The organism is Streptomyces stelliscabiei (genome assembly GCF_014873495.1).
GTDB classification, from domain to species: Bacteria; Actinomycetota; Actinomycetes; order Streptomycetales; family Streptomycetaceae; genus Streptomyces; species Streptomyces bottropensis.
This window is the reverse complement of the sequence record NZ_JADBGF010000001.1, coordinates 7,955,484-7,974,881: the sequence shown is the minus strand read 5'-3', so window position 1 is coordinate 7,974,881 and position 19,398 is coordinate 7,955,484. Positions and strand designations below refer to the sequence as shown.

17 protein-coding genes are annotated in these 19,398 nt (G+C 71.3%); 11 read left to right on the top strand and 6 right to left on the bottom strand.

The annotated features are described in order from the left end of the window. Positions 1–87: 87 nt before the first annotated feature. Together H4687_RS35125 and H4687_RS35120 are read left to right on the top strand one after the other, a co-directional pair. Positions 88–1,104, top strand: a complete 1,017-nt coding sequence (locus H4687_RS35125; protein WP_046919853.1) for a DUF4349 domain-containing protein — start codon at positions 88–90, stop codon at positions 1,102–1,104. Between the two features lie 44 nt (positions 1,105–1,148). Further along, positions 1,149–2,549: an FAD-dependent oxidoreductase gene (locus H4687_RS35120; RefSeq protein ID WP_046919852.1), complete on the top strand. Its 1,401-nt coding sequence runs from the start codon at positions 1,149–1,151 to the stop codon at positions 2,547–2,549. 64 nt (positions 2,550–2,613) lie between these two features. Here the strand turns inward: H4687_RS35120 and H4687_RS35115 are convergent, their stop codons facing one another. Then, on the bottom strand, positions 2,614–2,952 hold the full coding sequence (locus H4687_RS35115; RefSeq protein ID WP_028796580.1) for a hypothetical protein: 339 nt from the start codon (positions 2,950–2,952) through the stop codon (positions 2,614–2,616). Between the two features lie 138 nt (positions 2,953–3,090). Between H4687_RS35115 and H4687_RS35110 the strand changes: the two genes are divergently transcribed. After that, positions 3,091–3,900, top strand: a complete 810-nt coding sequence (locus H4687_RS35110) for a rhomboid family intramembrane serine protease (protein ID WP_046919857.1) — start codon at positions 3,091–3,093, stop codon at positions 3,898–3,900. Between the two features lie 9 nt (positions 3,901–3,909). On the opposite strand, the gene hemE is transcribed toward H4687_RS35110, so the two are convergent. Beyond that, the gene (hemE, locus tag H4687_RS35105; RefSeq protein WP_046919851.1) at positions 3,910–4,977 is read right to left on the bottom strand and encodes a uroporphyrinogen decarboxylase; all 1,068 of its coding nucleotides are present in this window, start codon (positions 4,975–4,977) and stop codon (positions 3,910–3,912) included. A gap of 264 nt (positions 4,978–5,241) precedes the next feature. Between hemE and H4687_RS35100 the strand changes: the two genes are divergently transcribed. From H4687_RS35100 to H4687_RS35090, 3 genes are all read left to right on the top strand, one after another. After that, positions 5,242–5,871 carry a DUF3000 domain-containing protein gene (locus H4687_RS35100; RefSeq protein ID WP_050398061.1) on the top strand — a complete coding sequence of 210 codons (630 nt, stop codon included), beginning with the start codon at positions 5,242–5,244 and terminating at the stop codon, positions 5,869–5,871. A 325-nt stretch (positions 5,872–6,196) separates the two neighbouring features. Further along, positions 6,197–6,856: a helix-turn-helix transcriptional regulator gene (locus H4687_RS35095; RefSeq protein WP_033529424.1), complete on the top strand. Its 660-nt coding sequence runs from the start codon at positions 6,197–6,199 to the stop codon at positions 6,854–6,856. A gap of 176 nt (positions 6,857–7,032) precedes the next feature. After that, positions 7,033–8,334: an HRDC domain-containing protein gene (locus tag H4687_RS35090; protein WP_179859988.1), complete on the top strand. Its 1,302-nt coding sequence runs from the start codon at positions 7,033–7,035 to the stop codon at positions 8,332–8,334. A gap of 36 nt (positions 8,335–8,370) precedes the next feature. Here the strand turns inward: H4687_RS35090 and H4687_RS35085 are convergent, their stop codons facing one another. From H4687_RS35085 to H4687_RS35075, 3 genes are read right to left on the bottom strand one after another with little or no spacing between them, the layout of a single operon-like run. Further along, entirely contained in the window at positions 8,371–9,228 is an 858-nt protein-coding gene (locus tag H4687_RS35085; protein WP_179859989.1) for a carbohydrate ABC transporter permease, read from the bottom strand. Continuing rightward, a complete protein-coding gene (locus H4687_RS35080) occupies positions 9,225–10,196 on the bottom strand; it encodes a carbohydrate ABC transporter permease (protein WP_050398060.1) in 972 nt (323 codons plus the stop codon). The genes H4687_RS35085 and H4687_RS35080 overlap by 4 nt, the downstream gene beginning before the upstream one ends. Next, positions 10,196–11,512: an ABC transporter substrate-binding protein gene (locus H4687_RS35075; protein WP_046919950.1), complete on the bottom strand. Its 1,317-nt coding sequence runs from the start codon at positions 11,510–11,512 to the stop codon at positions 10,196–10,198. Before H4687_RS35075 ends, H4687_RS35080 begins: the two co-directional genes overlap by 1 nt. Positions 11,513–11,673: 161 nt before the next feature. Here H4687_RS35075 and H4687_RS35070 point away from each other — a divergent pair, with 161 nt between their 5' ends. The 4 genes from H4687_RS35070 (at position 11,674) to H4687_RS35055 (ending at position 18,649) form a co-directional block, all read left to right on the top strand. Next, the gene (locus tag H4687_RS35070) at positions 11,674–14,046 is read left to right on the top strand and encodes a glycoside hydrolase family 2 protein (RefSeq protein WP_050398059.1); all 2,373 of its coding nucleotides are present in this window, start codon (positions 11,674–11,676) and stop codon (positions 14,044–14,046) included. Then, complete coding sequence (locus H4687_RS35065; protein ID WP_050398058.1) at positions 14,043–15,083, top strand: LacI family DNA-binding transcriptional regulator; 1,041 nt, start codon at positions 14,043–14,045, stop codon at positions 15,081–15,083. The genes H4687_RS35070 and H4687_RS35065 overlap by 4 nt, the downstream gene beginning before the upstream one ends. A gap of 216 nt (positions 15,084–15,299) precedes the next feature. Next, complete coding sequence (locus H4687_RS35060) at positions 15,300–16,526, top strand: thiolase family protein (protein ID WP_005481866.1); 1,227 nt, start codon at positions 15,300–15,302, stop codon at positions 16,524–16,526. After that, positions 16,523–18,649 carry a 3-hydroxyacyl-CoA dehydrogenase NAD-binding domain-containing protein gene (locus tag H4687_RS35055; RefSeq protein WP_046918009.1) on the top strand — a complete coding sequence of 709 codons (2,127 nt, stop codon included), beginning with the start codon at positions 16,523–16,525 and terminating at the stop codon, positions 18,647–18,649. Before H4687_RS35060 ends, H4687_RS35055 begins: the two co-directional genes overlap by 4 nt. An 85-nt stretch (positions 18,650–18,734) precedes the next feature. Here the strand turns inward: H4687_RS35055 and H4687_RS35050 are convergent, their stop codons facing one another. Next, the gene (locus tag H4687_RS35050) at positions 18,735–18,962 is read right to left on the bottom strand and encodes a hypothetical protein (RefSeq protein ID WP_233443298.1); all 228 of its coding nucleotides are present in this window, start codon (positions 18,960–18,962) and stop codon (positions 18,735–18,737) included. Between the two features lie 51 nt (positions 18,963–19,013). On the opposite strand from H4687_RS35050, the gene H4687_RS35045 reads away from it, so the two are divergent. Then, the gene (locus H4687_RS35045; RefSeq protein WP_046918010.1) at positions 19,014–19,388 is read left to right on the top strand and encodes an NYN domain-containing protein; all 375 of its coding nucleotides are present in this window, start codon (positions 19,014–19,016) and stop codon (positions 19,386–19,388) included. Positions 19,389–19,398: the final 10 nt, after the last annotated feature.

Below are 19,398 nucleotides of genomic sequence, written 5' to 3'. Positions count from 1 at the left end.
TCCAACGTTCCGGGCCCCTCCGGCGTCGAAGAGTCGTCAGCAGGGCGGGCGAACACGCCTGCCACGACCCTCGGGGGGTACGCCGCAATGGCCCACACACACGTACGACGTTCCCGGCGGCCCGCGGGGGCCCTGGCCGCCCTGTTCCTCGCGGCCGCTCTGGCGCTCGCGGGCTGCTCCGACGCCCGGGACGGCATCGGCGCGACCAGCGATTCGGCCGCCGACAGCAAGATGGACGGGTCCGCCGAACAGGAGGGTGCCCTGAACAGCAAAGGCGCCGACAGCGGCCGGAGCGGCGCGGGTGAGTCGGACGCGCCAGCCGCGATCGCGCCCAGCCACATCATCCGCACCGCCACCCTGACCGTACGGGTCAAGGACGTGCCGAAGGCCCTGGACGAGGCCCGTACCGCCGTGGAGACCGCGGGCGGGTTCGTGGGCAGCGAGTCGACGACCCGTGACGGCAAGGACCGTGAACGCACCCGGGTCGTCCTGCGCGTGCCGTCCGAGAAGTACGAGCAGGTCCTCGGCGAACTGGAGGGCACCGGCAAGCTGATCGAGCGGAAGACGAAGGCCGAGGACGTCACCGACCAGGTCGTCGACGTGGAGAGCCGGATCAGGACGCAGCGGGCGAGCGTCGCCCGGATCCGTGAGCTGATGGACCGGGCGGGCAAGCTCAGCGACGTGGTCACCCTGGAGGGCGAGCTGAGCAGCCGCCAGGCCGACCTGGAGTCCCTGCTGGGCCGGCAGAAGTCCCTGAAGGACCGCACGAGCCTCGCCACCATCACGCTGTCCCTGTCCGAGACCGCGGTGAAGAAGGCCGCGAAGGCCGACGACGAGCCCGGCTTCCTGGACGCGCTCGCGGGCGGCTGGAACGCGTTCGTCGCCGTGTTCCGCTGGCTGGCCATGGCCCTCGCCGCGATCCTCCCCTTCGCCGTGGCCACCGCCGTCCTGGTGTTCCTGTGGCTCCGCTTCACCCGCGCCCGCCGGCCCGCTCCGGCGGCGGGCGCGGCGGGCACCGCAGGCTCGCTCCCGGCCGCGGCGCCGGACACGCAGGAGGAGCCGGGGCAGGAGCCGGGGCGGAGGGAGGGACAGGGGCAGGACTGACGACCGCGCGATGCCGAAATGCCGGGCCCCCGTAGCGTGTTCCCATGAACATGAGCCGTACAGAGGAACGTTCACGGGAACGCCTGGTGGTCGTCGGGGGCGACGCGGCGGGCATGTCCGCCGCGTCGCAGGCCCGTCGGCTGCGGGGGCCCGGGGAGCTGGAGATCGTGGCGTTCGAGCGGGGCCACTTCACCTCGTTCTCGGCGTGCGGCATCCCCTACTGGGTGGGCGGAGACGTCCCCGAACGGGACCGGCTCATCGCCCGCTCGCCCGAGGAGCACCGGGCCCGCGACATCGATCTGCGGATGCGCACGGAGGTCGTGGAGATCGATGTCGAGGGCGCCCGCGTGCGCGCGCGGGACCTGGACGCGGGCACCGAGTCATGGACCTCGTACGACAAGCTCGTCATCGCGACCGGCGCCCGGCCGATCCGCCCCGACCTGCCCGGTGTCGACGCCCCGGGAGTGCACGGCGTGCAGACCCTGGACGACGGCCAGGCCCTCCTGGACACCCTGTCCGCCACCGAGGGCCGCCGGGCCGTGGTCGTCGGCGCCGGCTACATCGGCGTGGAGATGGCCGAGGCCCTCATCAACCGGGGGTACGAGGTCACGGTCGTCAACCGGGGCAGGGAGCCCATGTCCACCCTCGACCCGGACATGGGCCGGCTGGTGCACCAGGCCATGACGGGCCTGGGCATCACGATGGTCGACGACGCCGAGGTCACCGCCCTGCGCACCGGCGCCGACGGCCGGGTCCGCGCGGTCGCCACGAAGGACGGCGAGTACCCGGCGGACGTGGTGGTCCTCGGCATCGGCGTACGCCCGGAGACGGAGCTGGCGAAGGCGGCGGGCCTGCCGCTGGGCGCTCACGGCGGTCTGCTGACCGACCTGGCCATGCGGGTGCGCGGGCACGAGAACATCTGGGCCGGGGGCGACTGCGTCGAGGTCCTCGACCTGGTCTCCGGCAGCCTGCGTCACATCCCGCTCGGCACCCACGCCAACAAGCACGGCCAGGTGATCGGCGCCAACGTCGGCGGCGGCTACGCCACCTTCCCGGGCGTGGTCGGCACCGCCGTCAGCAAGGTCTGCGACCTGGAGATCGCCCGCACCGGCCTCCGCGAGAAGGACGCCGACCGGGCCGGCCTGCGGTACGTGGCCGTCACCATCGAGTCCACCAGCCGCGCCGGGTACTACCCCGGTGCCGCCCCGATGACGGTGAAGATGCTCGCCGAACGCCGCACCGGGCGGCTCCTCGGCGTCCAGATCGTCGGCCGGGAGGGCGCGGGAAAGCGCGTCGACGTCGCTGCGGTGGCCCTCACCGCAGGGATGACGGTGGAGCGGATGACCGCCCTGGACCTCGGCTACGCGCCGCCCTTCTCGCCGGTGTGGGACCCGATCCTGGTGGCGGCGAGAAAGGCGGTGACGGCGGTGAGGTCGAGCGCCTGAGGCGACGAGCGCCCCCGGCCGACGGGGCCGCGCCCCCCTGCTTCCCGGGGGCGCGGGAATCCCGTCACACGGCCGACGTGCCGGTGATCCGGTCGATGGCCTGCCGGGCCTGCTCCGCCGGCGGCCGGGCCGGCAGGGAGGACACGGAGGCGGAGGACGTCACCGCGGCGGGCGCGGTGGCCTGTGCCGTGGCCGGCTTCGCGTGCGCGGCCGCCGGCCGTGCCGAGCGCAGTCGATGACTGACCGCCTCGTCCAGGGTCACCGGCCGCTGCATCCGCGCCGCCAGCCGCCCGGCCTCCTGGCCGAGCGCCGCGACGTCCTCCCAGGGCAGCCGCACCACCAGCGAGATCTCGGCCTCACCATCGGGGGTGGCGTGCATCGCCGGGGTAACTCGGTCGTTCATCGCCTGTTCCTCACGTAGATCCGCGGTTGAGGAGTCATACGCACCACCCGCCCCGCACGTTCACCGGCACCGGACGCGAGGCCCGCGCCGCCGCCGGTCGCGCTGATTCCGGCCCCCCATCCCGGGCACATGTCCGGTGTGGTCATCCCCGTGCACGACGTGAACCCCGTGAGCCGCACGCCCTATGTGACCTACGCGCTGATCGCCGCGAACGTCTTCGTCTTCGTCTTCATGCCGGCGCTGGCCGGTTCCCTACCGGGTGACGGCGAGCCGGTCCGGCTGTGCCACACCCAGGCGTTCCTGGAGCAGTACGCGGCGATACCGCAGGAGTTGATCCGGCATCAGCTGCCGCGCCTGGTGCCCACCGGCGAACTCGCCCCGTCCGGCGGCTGCGCGCTGGGCCCGCCGGGCTACGACAAGTCGCCCGCGCTGTCCGTCCTGTCCGCGCTGTTCCTGCACTCCGGCTGGCTGCACCTGCTGGGCAACATGCTGTTCCTGATGATCTTCGGCAACAACATCGAGGACCGGCTGGGCCCCGTACGCTTCGCGCTCTTCTACGCGGCCTGCGGATACGCGGCCACCTACGGTTACGCCCTGGCGCACCCCGACTCGGCGGACCCGCTGATCGGCGCCTCCGGGGCGATCGCCGGCGTGCTCGGCGCCTATCTCGTGCTCTATCCGAAGGCCAGGGTGTGGGTCCTCGTCCCGTTCCTGGTCTTCCTGCCCCTGAGACTGCCCGCCTGGCTGGTGCTGGGCTTCTGGTTCATGCTCCAGGCGTTCTACTCGTCCGGCGAGGGCGTCTCCGACATCGGCACGGTGGCGTACGCGGCCCATCTCGTCGGCTTCGTCGCCGGCATGCTGCTGGCCTGGCCGCTGCGCCCCGGCACCCCGCCCCCGCCCGAGCCGCGCGGCCTGCTGTTCGGCAGGCGGGCGCGGCCGGGCTGGTGAGCCGGGGTACTACTTCGCCGTCCGCGTGTGGACGTACTCCACGAGGCGGGTCAGGGAGTCCGGGTCCGTGCTGGGCATGACGCCGTGGCCGAGGTTGAAGACGTGGCCCTCCAGACCGGCGGCGGCGTCGAGGACCTCGCGGGTCTTGGCCTCGACGGCCTCCGTGCCGGCGAACAGGACGGTCGGGTCCAGGTTCCCCTGGAGCGCCTTGCCGGGGCCGACACGGCGGGCGGCCTCGTCGAGCGGGACGCGCCAGTCGACGCCGACGACGTCCGCGCCGGCCTCGCCCATGAGGCCCAGCAGCTCACCGGTGCCGACGCCGAAGTGGATGCGCGGGACGCCGTACCCGGCGACGGCCTCGAAGACCTTCGCGGAGGCGGGGAGCACCGAGCGGCGGTAGTCCGCCGGGGCGAGGGCGCCGGCCCAGGAGTCGAACAGCTGGACGGCCGAGGCGCCCGCCTCGATCTGGACCTTGAGGAACGCGGACGTGATCCCGGCGAGGCGGTCGAGCAGGTCGGCCCACAGCTCGGGGTCGCCGTACATCATCGCCTTGGCGTTCTCGTAGGTGCGGGACGGGCCGCCCTCGACGAGATAGCTGGCGAGGGTGAAGGGGGCGCCGGCGAAGCCGATGAGGGGGGTCTCGCCCAGCTCGGCGGTGAGGAGCCGGATGGCCTCGGTGACGTAGGAGACGTCCTCGGGGGTGAGGTCGCGGAGCTGGGCGAGGTCGGCGCGGGTGCGGATCGGCTTCTCGACGACCGGGCCGACCCCGGGCTTGATGTCGAGGTCGATGCCGATGGCCTTGAGGGGGACGACGATGTCGCTGAAGTAGATCGCCGCGTCCACGTGGTGCCGGCGGACCGGCTGGAGGGTGATCTCGGTGACCAGTTCCGGCCGCATGCACGAGTCCAGCATCCCGATGCCCTCGCGCACCTTCAGGTACTCGGGGAGCGAGCGCCCCGCCTGCCGCATGAACCACACCGGTGTGTGCGGGACGGGCTCACGCCTGCATGCCTTCAGGAAGGCTGAGTCGTACGTGGCGGTCGGCTGGTGGCCCGAGGGGCCGGCATTGGCACTCACGAGGCAAAGTCTCGCACGCCTCCCCGACGCCGACGGCCGGGGCTGTGGACAACCGGGACACCGGCCGGGACCCCCGCTCGCGCGGCCACCGCTCCCGGCCTTCCAGGCGGCCTCCGGGGCGGCCTTCGAGGCGGCCTTCGTTCGCTGAGCGCGATGCGACAGTGACCCAGCGCACGGGTGTCTTGCCCTGCGCCGGAGCCCGGTTCCCCTTAATGTTCCGGCATGGCTGCGGCTCAGGGACGACTGTCGGACGGCGCTGGCGGGATGGACGACGCGAAGGAGGGGGAGCGCGATGGGAGTCAGGCGGCACCGGAGCCGTTCCGTTCCGCCGTCGAAGCGCTGCGGGTCACACGGCTGCGGCCGGAGATCGAGATCGAGTCGACCAAACCGCCCCAGCGGCTCGCCCCGTACGCGTACGCCCTGGAGGCCGCGGTCGTCGAGGGGGACGAGGACCTGGCCGACGGGCGCCTGGTGCTGCTGCACGACCCCGCCGGGCACGACGCCTGGCAGGGCACCTTCCGGCTGGTGACGCTGGTCCGGGCGGAGCTGGAGCCCGAGATGGCGGCGGATCCCCTGCTGCCGGAGGTCTGCTGGTCGTGGCTGACCGGCGCGCTGCAGTCCCGGGGCCTGTCGTACGGCGAGCCGAGCGGGACCGTGACGCGGGCGAGTTCGCACTACTTCGGCGGGCTGGCGACGCGGCCGGCCGCGTCGCAGATCGAGATCCGGGCGTCATGGACCCCGCGCGAGGTGTTGGGCGGGGTGCCCGACACCGCCGCGCATCTCGCCTCCTGGTGCGATCTGCTCGCCCAGATCGCGGGACTGCCTCCGGCGGTCGACCCCGGGGACGCGGCGGTGGTGACGCTGCCGCAGCGGCGGGGGCCGCAGACCCGCTGAGATCCCCAGACCCTTCGCGGAAGAGGACCGTGCGCCATGGGCGCACGGTCCTCTTCCGTGCGTGTCGCCACGCCGATCGAAACCATCACTTTGTCGATACGGCCACTTTCGGCCTTGTATCGACGTGAAGCGACACCGTTCGGTCTTCGAATGATCGAAGACGTGTCCGAATTGCACGGATTGTTACTCACTAAATCGTGATCATTCTCTAAAGGAGCAGAGGTTTGGTGCCGAAGACCTCTGTGACCTTGAAAGTACGGTTCGTCCTGGCTTCGACCCCACGAGCCCGGCGAACCAGCCCCCCGTCCCGCACCCAGGAGGCCTGGTGTCCGTTCTCCTCGAGCAGCCCGCAAGCCTGGTCGCCTACCGTCCGAACAAGCCGACCGCGATGGTGGTGGTGGCCGATCCACGGGTTCGGTCCACCGTCACCCGGCACCTGTGGGCCCTCGGGGTCCGCGATGTCATCGAGGCCTCGTCCATCGCCGAGGCCCGTCCCCGCGTCGGCAACCCCCGTGACATCTGTGTCGCGGACGTTCACCTGCCGGACGGTTCCGGCCTCACCCTCCTCTCCGAGACCCGCGCGGCGGGGTGGCCCAACGGCCTCGCCCTCTCCGCGGCCGACGACATCGGCGCCGTACGCAACGCCCTCGCGGGCGGTGTGAAGGGATACGTCGTCACCGGCACCCGCACCAACATCGGACTGCCCACCCGCCCGGGTGCCGCCCCCATCGGCTCCGCCGCCCGTATGCACCGCCGCCCCCCGGGAGCCCCGAGCCACCCGGGCGGCTACCGGGAGCTGTCGGGCCGCGAGGTCGAGGTACTGCGCCTGGTCGCGGAGGGACAGTCGAACAAGGCGATCGGCGTCTCCATGGGACTGTCCGCGCTCACGGTCAAGAGCCACTTGGCCCGAATCGCGCGCAAGCTCGGCACCGGCGACCGCGCCGGAATGGTGGCGGTGGCCCTGCGCACCGGGATCATCCACTGACACCGAGGACACCCCGGCCAGAAAGGACCGCAATCGTTGCCCGGTGTCCGGCCTCTCCCGGTTCGCCGGAAACATTCACTGACACGTGTGATACGTGACTGGTTTACGCCCCTGCTCGGCCCGTCGGCGGAACGTTCCGTCGGCGGGCCTTGTCCATACACAGATACCCTTGACAGGTGACCGACGCCCAAGAGACCGCAGCAGACGAGACCCTGCGAACCACCGGAGGCGCCCCTCCGGACGACGGCGGATCTTCTGAAGCGGGGGCGCCGATCCCTTTGCTGGAGCCCCGGGACGGCATTCCCGCCGTCATCGCCGACGCGTCCTCGCTCGCCGCGGTGATCGCGGCCTTCGCCGCCGGCTCCGGCCCCGTCGCCGTGGACGCCGAACGCGCGTCCGGTTACCGCTACGGTCAGCGCGCCTACCTGGTGCAGTTGCGCCGCGAGGGCGCGGGCACCGCGCTCATCGACCCCGTCGCCTGCCCCGACCTCTCCGGCCTCGGCGAGGCGCTCTCCGGCGTGGAGTGGGTCCTTCACGCGGCCACCCAGGACCTGCCCTGTCTGCGCGAGATAGACATGGTCCCGACCCGGATCTTCGACACCGAGCTGGCCGGACGGCTCGCCGGGTTCCCCCGGGTCGGCCTCGGCGCGATGGTCGAGGGCGTGCTCGGCTACGTCCTGGAGAAGGGCCACTCCGCGGTCGACTGGTCGACCCGCCCGCTGCCCGAGCCCTGGCTGCGGTACGCCGCGCTCGACGTGGAACTCCTCGTGGACCTGCGGGACGCCCTGGAGAAGGAGCTGGACCGGCAGGGGAAGCTGGAGTGGGCCCGCCAGGAGTTCGACGCGATCGCCTCCGCGCCGCCGGCGGAGCCCCGCAAGGACCCGTGGCGACGTACGTCCGGGATGCACAAGGTACGGCGCCGGCGGCAGATGGCGGTCGTGCGGGAGATGTGGGAGGCCCGGGACCGGATCGCGCAGCGGCGGGACGTGTCACCGGGCAAGGTGCTGAGCGACGCGGCGATCGTCGAGGCGTCCCTGGCCCTGCCGGTGAACGCGCAGGCGCTGGCCGCGCTGAACGGGTTCGGGCACCGGATGGGGCGGCGTCAGCTGGAGCAGTGGCAGGCGGCGGTCGACCGGGCCAGGGCGCTGCCGGACTCGGCGTTGCCGGCGCACGGGCAGCCCGTGACCGGGCCGCCGCCGCCGAAGGCCTGGGCCGACAAGGATCCCGCGGCGGCGGCCCGGCTGTCCGCCGCGCGGGCCGGGGTGTCCGCGCTCGCCGAGCAGCTCAACATGCCGCAGGAGAACCTCATCACCCCGGACACCGTCCGGCGGCTCTGCTGGGAGCCGCCGAGGTCGCTGGACGCGGAGGCGGTGAGCGCGGCGCTCGCGGGGTACGGGGCGCGGGCCTGGCAGGTGGAGCTGGTGACGCCCGTGCTGGTGGGGGCGATGTCCGCGGTGGCGAAGGCGAAAGAGGCCTAGGCGCCGCCGGGGGAGCGGCCCTCCCCCGCCCGGTGGCTACTTCGTCGCGCCCCTCATGAAGCCGTTGTAGATGAACCTCTGCAGCAGCAGGAAGGCGATCAGGGTCGGCAGGATCACCAGGACCGCTCCTGCCGAGATCGTCTCCCAGTGGGCGCCGAAGGGGCCCTTGAAGCGGAAGAGGGACGTGGAGATCACGCCCAGGTCGTCGGAGGGCATGTAGAGGAAGGGGATGTAGAAGTCGTTGTAGACGGTGATCCCCTTGACGATGACGACCGTGGCGATCGCGGGCTTCAGGAGCGGGAAGATGACCTTCCGGTAGATCGTGAAGGCGTTGGCGCCGTCCAGGCGGGCGGCCTCGTCCAGTGAGATCGGGATCGACCGCACGAACTGCAGGAAGATGTAGATCGAGACGATGTCGGTGCCCATGTAGAGGGCGATCGGGGCCCAGAGGGTGTCGAACATGCCGAAGCTGTCGACGATCTGGAAGGTCGCGACCTGGGTGGTGACACCGGGGACGAGGGTGGCGACGAGGAACAGGGCGACGACCGGTTTCCGGAAGCGGAAGGTGAAGCGGTCGATCGCGTAGGCCGCCATCGAACCGATGACGACCGTGCCGGTGACGGCGAAGGCGAGGATGAGGGCCGTGTTGCCGAAGGCGGCGAGCATCTCGCCGTCACGGAAGGCCGTCGCGTAGTTGCCGAGGTTCAGGAAGCTGTCGGGCAGGGTGAGCGCGCCGCTGTCGTCCGCCATCTGCCGCTCGGTCTTGAGCGAGGTCAGCAGCACCACCAGGAGGGGCAGCAGGACCACGACCGACGCGCCGACCAGGGACAGATAGGTGAGGGTGCGGGCAACTCGCCTGCGGGTCACCGGGGTCGGGGTCGTCAGAGTCGTCATACGAGGTCCACCCTGTCGTCGGGGACCAGTCGGCGTTGCAGCCACGTCACCGCCAGGATGATCAGCAGCAGGACGACCGCGGCGGCGGACGCGAGGCCCGTCTTGTTGAACTGGAAGGCCAGCTTCACCGTCTGGATCACGAAGGTCTCGGTGCCGGTGGCGCCGCCCGTCATGATGTACGGGATCTCGAAGACCGCCAGGGAGCCGGAGATCGAGAGGATCACGCTCAGGCTCAGGACGGGGCGGATGCCGGGCGCGATGATGTAGCGGAACTGGTGCCAGCGGCTCGCGCCGTCGAGTTCGGCGGCCTCGTACAGCTCCCCCGGGATCGACTGGATCGCGCCGAGGAAGAGCACGAAGTTCAGGCCCATGTAGCGCCAGACGGAGACGCTCGCGAGGGAGATGTTCGCGGACGTCCGCGTGCCGAGCCAGGCGCGGTCGGACTCGTGGCCGAAGAGCGCCAGGACCGAGTCGAGGGTGCCGCCGTCCTGGAAGAAGTAGAGGAAGACGAACCCGATCGCGACCCCGTTGATCAGGTACGGGAAGAACAGGATGCCCTTGAACAGGTTCCGGAAGCGGAGGTTGAAGCTGAGGACCGTCGCGAAGTAGAGGGCGAGCACGATCTGCACGGCCGACGCGACGAGGTAGTAGCCGCTGACGAAGAAGACCTGGAACAGCTCGGGGCGGGTGAAGATCTCGACGTAGTTGTCGGCGCCTGTGTAGTGCAGTTCGGGGCTGACGCCGTCCCAGTCGGTGAAGCTGTACGCCACCATGTTGGCGACCGGCGCGTAGGTGAAGGTGATCAGCAGGGCCAGCGGGGCGGCCAGGAAGAGCCAGGGCGTGAGCCCGCGCCACAGGCGCACCTCGCGGGGGGCGCGCCGGGGCGCGGGGGGCCGGGGCGCGGCCGTGGAGGGCCGCGCCACCTGCTTCACCGCGTGCGAGGAGTCCGTCGTACGCGCGGGGGGCATCAGGACCCCACGGTCTTCTGTGCCTCGGTCCAGCGCTTGCCGAGGCCGTCGAGGAAGTCGTCGACGTCGCCGTCCTTGGCGCCCCGGGCGATGTCGACGAGCTCCTGGCGGTAGGCGGGCGCGTTGATGCCGACCTCGGAGGCGTTGTCGATCTCCTTGACCGTCCCGCCCTCGGCGTCGTCGAGTTCGATCAGCTCGACGCCCTGCTCCTCGTACGGCCGCAGGACCTCGGGCAGGGGGGCGTCCTTGAGCGTGGAGATCGAGAGGTTGTCCTGCGCGTAGCCCGACTTGTCGGTGAACCAGTCGACCCAGGCGCGGGCCGCCGCCTTGTGCTCGGAGTGGATGCTGACGGCCTGGTTGTAGTCGGGGTTGACGGTCGCGCAGGCCTTGCCGTCGACGCGGGCGGGGAACGGCATGAACCCGATGTCGTCGGGGTCGGCGCCGGCCTTCTCGGCGGCCTGGCGGAACTGGGTGACCGCCCAGCTGCCGAGCCAGGCCGTCGCGATCTCGCCCTTCGCCAACTGGGGCTTGGAGTTCTCCCAGTTGGTGGTCGTCGGGTCCTTCTCGATCAGCTTCTGGTGCACGATGTCGTACAACAGCTTGTCGGCGACGCGCAGTTCGCCGTCCTCGCCCCACGGGTTGCCCTCGGCGAGCCTGGTGGTGGCCCCGGTGTCGCAGCTCACCGAGCCGTTCACGGCGGTCCACTGGCTCAGCGGCCACTGGGCGGCGAAGTTGGTGTAGTACGGCACGGCGTCGGTCCTGGACCTGATGGCCTTCAGCGCGGTGAGGAACTCCGCCGGGGTGGTGGGCCAGTCGGTGACGCCGGCCTCGGCCCAGATCCGCTTGTTGTAGAGGAAGCCGGGGGCCGCGCCCATCGGGCTCTGGCCGTAGACCTTGCCGTCGACGGTGGTGAAGTCGGTGAAGCGGTACTTCTTGCTCAGCTCCTTCCGGGTGCCGAGCGAGGCGAAGAACCTGGGGTAGTCGTTCTTCTTGATGACGGCCGGGATCATGAGCACGTCGCCGTAGTTGTCCGTGTTCATGCGGATCTTGACTTCGGCCTCGTAGTCGGTGATCGCGTCGAACTTCACCTTCACCTTCGGATAGGTCTTGTTGAAGGCGTCGGCGTACTTCTTCATCGTGCCGTCCTGCACGATGTCCGTCCGGTGGGTGAGGACCGTGATGGATCCGGACACCTGCGTCGGGTCGTCCGCCGCCTCGGCGTCGGCGCCCTTCGAGCTTCCCCCGCCGCCTGTGCAGCCCGACGCGAGGAGCGCGGCCGCCAGCAGTGTTCCGGTGAGCGTCTTCCGGTGGTTCATGTGCACCAGCTCCGTTCTGGGACGGACGAGCACGAGTGGGGTGGCTGGTTCGGCACTCTGGCAGCCTGTTACTGAACCGGTAAAGTCCCTATTGCGCCAAGGCTGTCGAAATAGTTTCGCGATGGTGTCGGGGAATTGACTGGACCGGTTTAGGAGTGCGCATGCTGGACGCCACACCGCTCGTCGAGGGCTGGATCCTGCGCCATGGGGGAGATGCCCTCCCGGCCGAGGTGCCCGGGTGCGTGCACACCGATCTGCTGGCGGCGGGGCTGATCTCGGACCCCTTTCTCGGGCGCAACGAGACCGAGGTGGCGTGGGTGGGGCGCCGGGAGTGGACGTACGAGGTCGAGCTGCCCGGCGCCGGCGCGGCCGGCGGGCACGACCAGACCGACCTGGTCTTCGACGGGCTCGACACCGCCGCCGAGATCCGGCTCGACGGCCGGGTCCTCGGTTCCGTGCGGAACATGCACCGCTCGTACCGCTTCGACATCACCGGTCTGAGCGGCCTGCTCTCGGTGCGCTTCGCCTCGGCGTACGCCGAGGCGGAGGCGGTGCGCGAGCGGCTCGGCGACCGGCCGAACGCCTATCCCGAACCCTTCCAGTACATCAGGAAGATGGCCTGCTCCTTCGGCTGGGACTGGGGGCCGACGCTCGTGACCGCCGGGATCTGGCGGCCCGTCCGGCTGGAGAGGTGGTCGACGGCCAGGATCGCGCGGGTACGGCCGCTGGTGAGCGTCGACGGCACGACCGGGCACGTGGAACTGCTCGTCGACGTGGAGCGGGCGGCCGTGGAGGCGGGGCTGCGGCTGGAGGCGCGGGTGGGGGGCGTCACCGCGGTCGCGGAGGTCGAGGGGACGAGCGGGGCCGTACGCCTGGAGGTGCCGGGCGTGGAGCTGTGGTGGCCCCGCGGGTACGGCGAACAGCCCTTGTACGAGGTCGAGTTGTCGCTGCACGCCGAGGGTGACGCGCTGGACGTCTGGCGGCGGCGGATCGGGTTCCGGACCGTCGGACTGGACCAGGGCGCCGATGAGCACGGCACCGGGTTCACCCTCATGGTCAACGGTGAGCGGCTGTTCGCGCGCGGGGTCAACTGGATCCCGGACGACGTGTTCCCCTCCCGGATCACGCCCGAGCGGTACCGCGCGCGGCTCACGCGGGCGGCCGGGGCCGGGGTCGACCTCGTACGGATCTGGGGCGGCGGGATCTACGAGAGCGAGGACTTCTACGACGTCTGCGACGAGCTGGGCCTGCTGGTCTGGCAGGACTTCCCGTTCGCGTGCGCGGCCTACCCGGAGGAACAGCCGCTGCGGGGCGAGGTGGAGGCCGAGGCGCGGGAGAACGTCGTCCGGCTGATGCCGCATCCCTCGCTGGTCCTGTGGAACGGCAACAACGAGAACCTGTGGGGGTTCAGGGACTGGGGCTGGGAGGCACGGCTCGCCGGGGAGTCGTGGGGTGAGGGGTACTACCTGGGCGTGCTGCCGCGCGTGGTGGCCGAGTTGGACCCGACGCGGCCGTACACGGCGGGCTCTCCGTGGTCGGGGTCCTGGGAGCGGCATCCGAACGACCCCGCGCACGGCACGCACCACTCCTGGGAGGTGTGGAACCGGGAGGACTACGCGGAGTACCGGGCGCACGTGCCCCGTTTCGTGGCCGAGTTCGGCTGGCAGGCGCCGCCCGCGTACGCGACGCTGCGGCGGGCGCTGCCGGGCGAGGAGCCGGCGCCGGACTCCCCCGGCATGCTGCACCACCAGAAGGCCGAGGACGGCAACGGGAAGCTGGAGCGGGGGCTCGCGCGTCATTTCGCCCTGCCCGAGGGGGACTTCGACCGCTGGCACTATCTGACGCAGGTCAACCAGGCGCGGGCGGTCGCCGCCGGGATCGAGCACTGGCGGTCGCACTGGCCGGTGTGCGCGGGCACGATCGTGTGGCAGCTCAACGACTGCTGGCCGGTGACCTCCTGGGCGGCGATCGACGGGGACGGCCGGGAGAAGCCGCTCTACTTCGAGCTGCGGCGGCTGTACGCGGACCGGCTGCTGACGCTGACCCCACGGGTGCTGGCCGTGGTCAACCAGGCGGCCGGGCAGTGGACGGGCTCCGTGCGGCTGCGGCGGATGTCGGTCGACGGGGAGGTGATCGGAGAGGCCCGGGTCGGGTTCGTCGCGGCGGGGCGGACGGTGGCCCGTGTCGGCGTACCGGAGGAGCTGGAGCCCGTCGGGCCGAAGGAGTTCCTCGTCGCGGACGCGGACGCGGACGGGCTGCGGGCCCTGCTCTTCCCGAGCCCCGACCGCGAGATCCCCTACCCCCGGCCGGAGTTCGACGTGAGCGTCACGCCGGACTCGGTCACGGTGACGGCCCGCACCCTCGTACGGGACCTGCTGCTGCAGGCCGACCGGCTGGACCCCGAGGCGCGGGCGGACCGGGGGCTGGTCACCCTGCTCCCCGGGGAACGGGTGACCATCGGTGTCAGCGGCTGGAAGACTCCCGGTGCGGAAGCCGCCCGATCAGCCCTGTACTGCCTGGAGCCCAGCCGATGACGACCTCCCGCGTGACCATCAAGGACGTCGCCGCGCTCGCCGGGGTGTCCAAGGGGGCGGTGTCGCTCGCGTTCAACCGGAAGCCGGGGCTGGCCGACGCCACCCGGGACCGGATCTTCGCGGCGGCACGGGAGCTGGGGTGGGCGCCGAACCTGGCGGCGCGGTCGCTGTCGAACCGCCGGGCCGACGTGGTGGGTCTCGCGGTCTGCCGGCCCGCGAAGCTGCTCGGGCTCGAACCCTTCTACATGGAGTTCATCTCCGGGGTGGAGGGCGTGCTGACCGAACGGTCCTGCTCGCTGCTGCTGCGGCTGGTGCGGAACCTGGAGGAGGAGGTGGGGCTCCAGGACGCGTGGTGGCGGGGGCGGCAGGTCAGCGGGTCGATCCTCGTCGACTTCCGCAGGGACGATCCGAGAGTGGCCGCGGCGCAGCGGCTGGGGATGCCGGTGGTGGCCGTCGGGCATCCCTCACTGACCGGCGGACTGACCTCCGTGTGGACGGACGACGCGACCGCCGTGACGGAGGCGGTGCGGTATCTGGCGGCGCTGGGGCACCGGCGGATCGCGCGGGTGGGGGGCGCGGGGTCGCTGGGCCATTCGGCCCTGCGTACGGCGGCGTTCGCGACGGCGGCCGGGTCGCTGAAGCCGGTCCGGGTCTGGCAGGTGGCGACCGACTTCTCGGGGGAGGCGGGGGCGCGGGCGACGCGGGCGTTGCTGACCGGGGCGGGGGACGATCGGCCCACGGCGATCGTCTACGACAACGACATCATGGCGGTGGCGGGATTGTCCGTGGCCGCCGAGATGGGGGTGCGGGTGCCGGCGGACCTGTCCCTGCTGGCCTGGGACGATTCACAGCTCTGTCGGCTGACGCGGCCGACTCTCTCCGCGATGAGTCATGACGTGCACGGGTTCGGGGCGGATGTGGCGCGGACGTTGTTCGGGGTGATCGACGGGGACGGGGAGGTCGGGGTGTCTCATCCGGTGGCCACGCCCGTACTGGTTCCCCGGGGGTCCACCGCGACCGCCCCTCGGGTGCCGTAGGGGACAACGGGTGGGTCGTGGCTGGTCGCACGGCTGCCCGCGCCCCTAAGGTAGGAATGCGTAACCGGCGGTAACCCTCGAAACCCGTGTGACCTTCGCCGCTCCCCCGTCCAGGGGTGTGCAGCACAGTTACCCGCAAGTAGCATGGGGCTGAGCGCCCGCTCAGCGGTTGCGCATCGCAGCAGTGCCGTCCCGCACCTCTGGAGGAGAGCCATCGTGCCTCGTACCGTCAAGGAAGTCGTCTTCGTCGACGGCGTCCGCACCCCGTTCGGCAAGGCGGGCCCGAAGGGCATCTACCACGAGACCCGCGCCGACGACCTCGTCGTGAAGGCGATCCGGGAGCTGCTGCGCCGCAACCCCGGTCTGGAGCCCGCGAAGATCGACGAGGTCGCCATCGCCGCGACCACGCAGATCGGTGACCAGGGCCTCACCATCGGACGCACGGCGGGCATCCTCGCCGGTCTGCCGCAGTCGGTGCCCGGCTACTCCATCGACCGCATGTGCGCCGGCGCCCTGACCGCCGTCACCTCGGTCGCCGGTTCCGTCGCCTTCGGCGCGTACGACGTCGCCATCGCCGGCGGTGTCGAGCACATGGGCCGCCACCCCATGGGTGAGGGCGTGGACCCCAACCCGCGCTTCGTCAGCGAGAAGCTGGTCGACGAGTCCGCCCTGTTCATGGGCATGACCGCCGAGAACCTGCACGACCGGTACCCGACGATCACCAAGCAGCGCGCCGACGAGTACGCCGTGCGCTCCCAGGAGAAGGCCGCCAAGGCGTACGCCAACGGCAAGATCCAGGCCGACCTGGTACCGATCTCGGTCCGTCGCACCAACGCCGAGGCCGGCGAGACCGGCTGGGGCCTGGTCACCGCCGACGAGCCGATGCGCCCGGGGACCACCCTCGAGAACCTGACGGGCCTCAAGACCCCGTTCCGCGTGCACGGCCGGGTCACCGCCGGTAACGCGGCCGGTCTGAACGACGGCGCGACGGCCTCGCTCATCGCCTCCGAGGACTTCGCCCGCGAGAACAACCTCCCCGTCAAGATGCGCCTCGTCTCGTACTCCTTCGTGGGTGTCGAGCCGGAGGTCATGGGTTACGGCCCGATCCCGGCGACGGAGAAGGCGCTCGCCCAGGCGGGTCTGTCCATCGACGACATCGGCCTGTTCGAGATCAACGAGGCCTTCGCCGTCCAGGTGCTGGCCTTCCTGGAGCACTACGGCATCGCCGACGACGACGCGCGCGTCAACCAGTACGGCGGCGCCATCGCCTTCGGTCACCCGCTGGCCTCGTCGGGTGTGCGTCTGATGACGCAGCTCGCCCGCCAGTTCGAGGAGCAGCCGGAGGTCCGCTACGGCCTGACCACGATGTGCGTCGGCTTCGGCATGGGCGCCACGGTCATCTGGGAGAACCCGCACCACAAGGACGCCGGAGGCGACAAGTGACCACCACCGAGCTTCTCAAGGGCGCGGCGGAGCTGTTCCCCGACGAGGTCGTGACGTCCGCGCACGTACGCCACCTCGACCTGCCGTTCGGCGCCGGACGCTTCGCGCTGATCACCCTCGACAACGGCTTCGACCACACCAAGCCGACCACCTTCGGCCCGGCGTCGCTGGCGAACCTGAGCATCGCCATCGACCAGGTCGAGAAGGAGGCGTCGGCCGGCGAGATCGTCGGTGTCGGCGTCACCGGCAAGCCGTTCATCTTCGCGGTCGGCGCGGACCTCAAGGGCGTCGAGCTCCTGAAGAACCACTCCGACGCGCTCGCCATCGGCAAGGGCGGCCACGAGGTCTTCAAGCGGCTGTCCACGCTCGCCGTCCCGACCTTCGCGTACTACAACGGTGCCGCGATGGGCGGTGGCGTCGAGGTCGGTCTGCACTGCTCTTACCGGACCGTCTCAGCGGCCCTGCCGGCCTTCTCGCTGCCCGAGGTCTTCCTCGGTCTGGTTCCCGGCTGGGGCGGCTGCACGCTCCTGCCGAACCTGATCGGTGCGGACAAGGCCGTCACCGTGATCATCGAGAACTCGCTCAACCAGAACAAGCAGCTCAAGGGCGGTCAGGTCTACGACCTCGGGATCGCCGACGCGCTCTTCGAGGGCGCGGACTTCCTCGAGCAGTCGCTGCTGTGGACGGCCTCCCTCCTCAAGGGCGAGATCGCCGTCGAGCGCCCGGCGATCGACCGTGGCGAGGCCTGGGACCAGGCCGTCGCACGCGGCCGGTTCATCGCCGACAGCAAGGTGCACGGGGCCGCCCCGGCCGCCTACCGCGCGCTGGACATCATCGCCGCGGCCAAGGACGGCGACCTCCAGAAGGGGTACGACGCCGAGGACGTGGCCCTCGCCGACCTGATCATGGGTGGCGAGCTGCGCTCGGGCATCTACGCCTTCAACCTGGTGCAGAAGCGCGGCAAGCGCCCCGCCGGCGCCCCGGACAAGAACCTCGCCCGCCCGGTCACCAAGGTCGGTGTCGTCGGCGCCGGTCTGATGGCCTCCCAGCTCGCGCTGCTGTTCCTGCGCCGCCTGGAGGTGCCGGTCGTCCTGACCGACATCGACCAGGAGCGCGTCGACAAGGGTGTGGGCTACGTCCACGCCGAGATCGACAAGCTGCTGCTCAAGGGCCGGATCAACCAGGACAAGGCCAACCGCCTCAAGGCGCTGGTCACCGGTGTCCTGGACAAGGCCGAGGGCTTCGCGGACGCGGACTTCATCATCGAGGCCGTGTTCGAGGAGATCGGCGTCAAGCAGCAGGTGTTCGCGGAGGTCGAGGCGGTCGCCCCGGCGCACGCGATCCTCGCCACCAACACCTCCTCGCTGTCGGTCACCGAGATGGCGTCGAAGCTGAAGAACCCCGAGCGGGTCGTCGGCTTCCACTTCTTCAACCCGGTCGCGATCCTGCCGCTGCTGGAGATCGTCCGGGGCGAGACCACGGACGACGCCTCCCTCGCCACGGCGTTCGCCGTCGCCAAGAAGCTGAAGAAGACCGCGGTCCTGGTGAAGGACGCCCCGGCGTTCGTCGTGAACCGCATCCTGACCCGCTTCATGGGCGAGATCCAGAACGTCATCGACGAGGGCACGCCGGTCGAGGTCGCCGAGAAGGCGGTCGAGCCGCTGGGTCTGCCGATGTCGCCGCTGGTGCTCCTGGAGCTGGTCGGCCCGGCCATCGGTCTGCACGTCTCCGAGACCCTCAACCGCGCCTTCCCGGACCGCTTCACGGTCTCCCCGAACCTCGCCGCCGTCGTCAAGGCCGGCAAGCGCGGCTTCTACGTCTACGACTCCGGCAAGCCGGAGCTGGACCCCGAGGTCGCCGCGCTCCTCAAGCAGGGCGACGTCGTCCTGTCCGAGGAGCAGGTGCGGGCCCGCGTGCTCGACGCCGTCGCCCAGGAGATCGGGCTCATGCTCGACGAGGGTGTCGTCGCCGAGGCGCAGGACATCGACCTCTGCCTGATCACCGGCGCCGGCTGGCCCTTCCACCTGGGCGGCATCACGCCGTACCTGGACCGCGAGGGCGTCAGCGAGCGGGTGAACGGGAAGAAGTTCCTGGAGACCGGGGTCGCCTCGGTCCCCGCGTGACGGTCGCACCGGCATGACACGGTCCCGGCCCTGAGGGCCGTACGGACCTGAGGAGGGTCTCCGCCGCTCGGCGGAGGCCCTCCTGTCATGTGTCCTCGGCGAACCTGAAGTCCGGTGTCCCCAGCCGGGACGTCCGCAGCGTGCCGTCCGCCCCGATCACCCCGAGCACCACCCGTCCGTGCGCGTCCCGCGCCAACGCCGGTGCCCCCACACAGCGTTCGCCCGTCGGCACCCACTCCACCCCGGCCCGCTCGTTCTCGGTCCCGCACGCCGCGAGCAGCACCCGGCCCTCGACGTCGCGGTGCGCCAGCACCGTACCGTTTCACCGGCCCGGTGGGGCCGACCCGCGTGCGACCCTGTTCGTATGGACGCCCCGCTGCTCGTGATCGTCGACGCCGCCAACGTCATCGGCTCCGTGCCCGACGGCTGGTGGCGCGACCGGCACGGCGCGGCGGAACGCCTGCGCGACCGCCTCGCCCGGGACGGGGTCCCCGGCCGGAGCGAGCCCGTCGAGCTGGTGATGGTCGTCGAGGGCGCGGCCCGAGGTGTGGAGCCGGTCCCCGGCGTACGGGTCGAGGCGGCCCCGCGCAGCGGCGACGACCGCATCGTGGAACTGGTCGCCGAGGAGGCCCGCGACCGCGCCTGCCTCGTCGTCACCGCCGACCGCGAACTGCGGCGCCGGGTCGGCGAGTTGGGTGCCGAGGTGACCGGGCCGAGGGCGGTGCGCGGGGAGTCCTGAACACGGTCCG

What these genes read in the sequence shown, in the direction of transcription:
- H4687_RS35125 (WP_046919853.1), top strand. Translation starts at nt 88, where the DNA reads ATGGCCCACACACACGTACGACGTTCCCGGCGGCCCGCGGGGGCCCTG.
- H4687_RS35120 (WP_046919852.1), top strand. Translation starts at nt 1,149, where the DNA reads ATGAACATGAGCCGTACAGAGGAACGTTCACGGGAACGCCTGGTGGTC.
- H4687_RS35115 (WP_028796580.1), bottom strand. Translation starts at nt 2,952, where the DNA reads ATGAACGACCGAGTTACCCCGGCGATGCACGCCACCCCCGATGGTGAG.
- H4687_RS35100 (WP_050398061.1), top strand. Translation starts at nt 5,242, where the DNA reads ATGGACGACGCGAAGGAGGGGGAGCGCGATGGGAGTCAGGCGGCACCG.
- H4687_RS35085 (WP_179859989.1), bottom strand. Translation starts at nt 9,228, where the DNA reads ATGACGACTCTGACGACCCCGACCCCGGTGACCCGCAGGCGAGTTGCC.
- H4687_RS35080 (WP_050398060.1), bottom strand. Translation starts at nt 10,196, where the DNA reads ATGCCCCCCGCGCGTACGACGGACTCCTCGCACGCGGTGAAGCAGGTG.
- H4687_RS35075 (WP_046919950.1), bottom strand. Translation starts at nt 11,512, where the DNA reads ATGAACCACCGGAAGACGCTCACCGGAACACTGCTGGCGGCCGCGCTC.
- H4687_RS35070 (WP_050398059.1), top strand. Translation starts at nt 11,674, where the DNA reads ATGCTGGACGCCACACCGCTCGTCGAGGGCTGGATCCTGCGCCATGGG.
- H4687_RS35065 (WP_050398058.1), top strand. Translation starts at nt 14,043, where the DNA reads ATGACGACCTCCCGCGTGACCATCAAGGACGTCGCCGCGCTCGCCGGG.
- H4687_RS35045 (WP_046918010.1), top strand. Translation starts at nt 19,014, where the DNA reads ATGGACGCCCCGCTGCTCGTGATCGTCGACGCCGCCAACGTCATCGGC.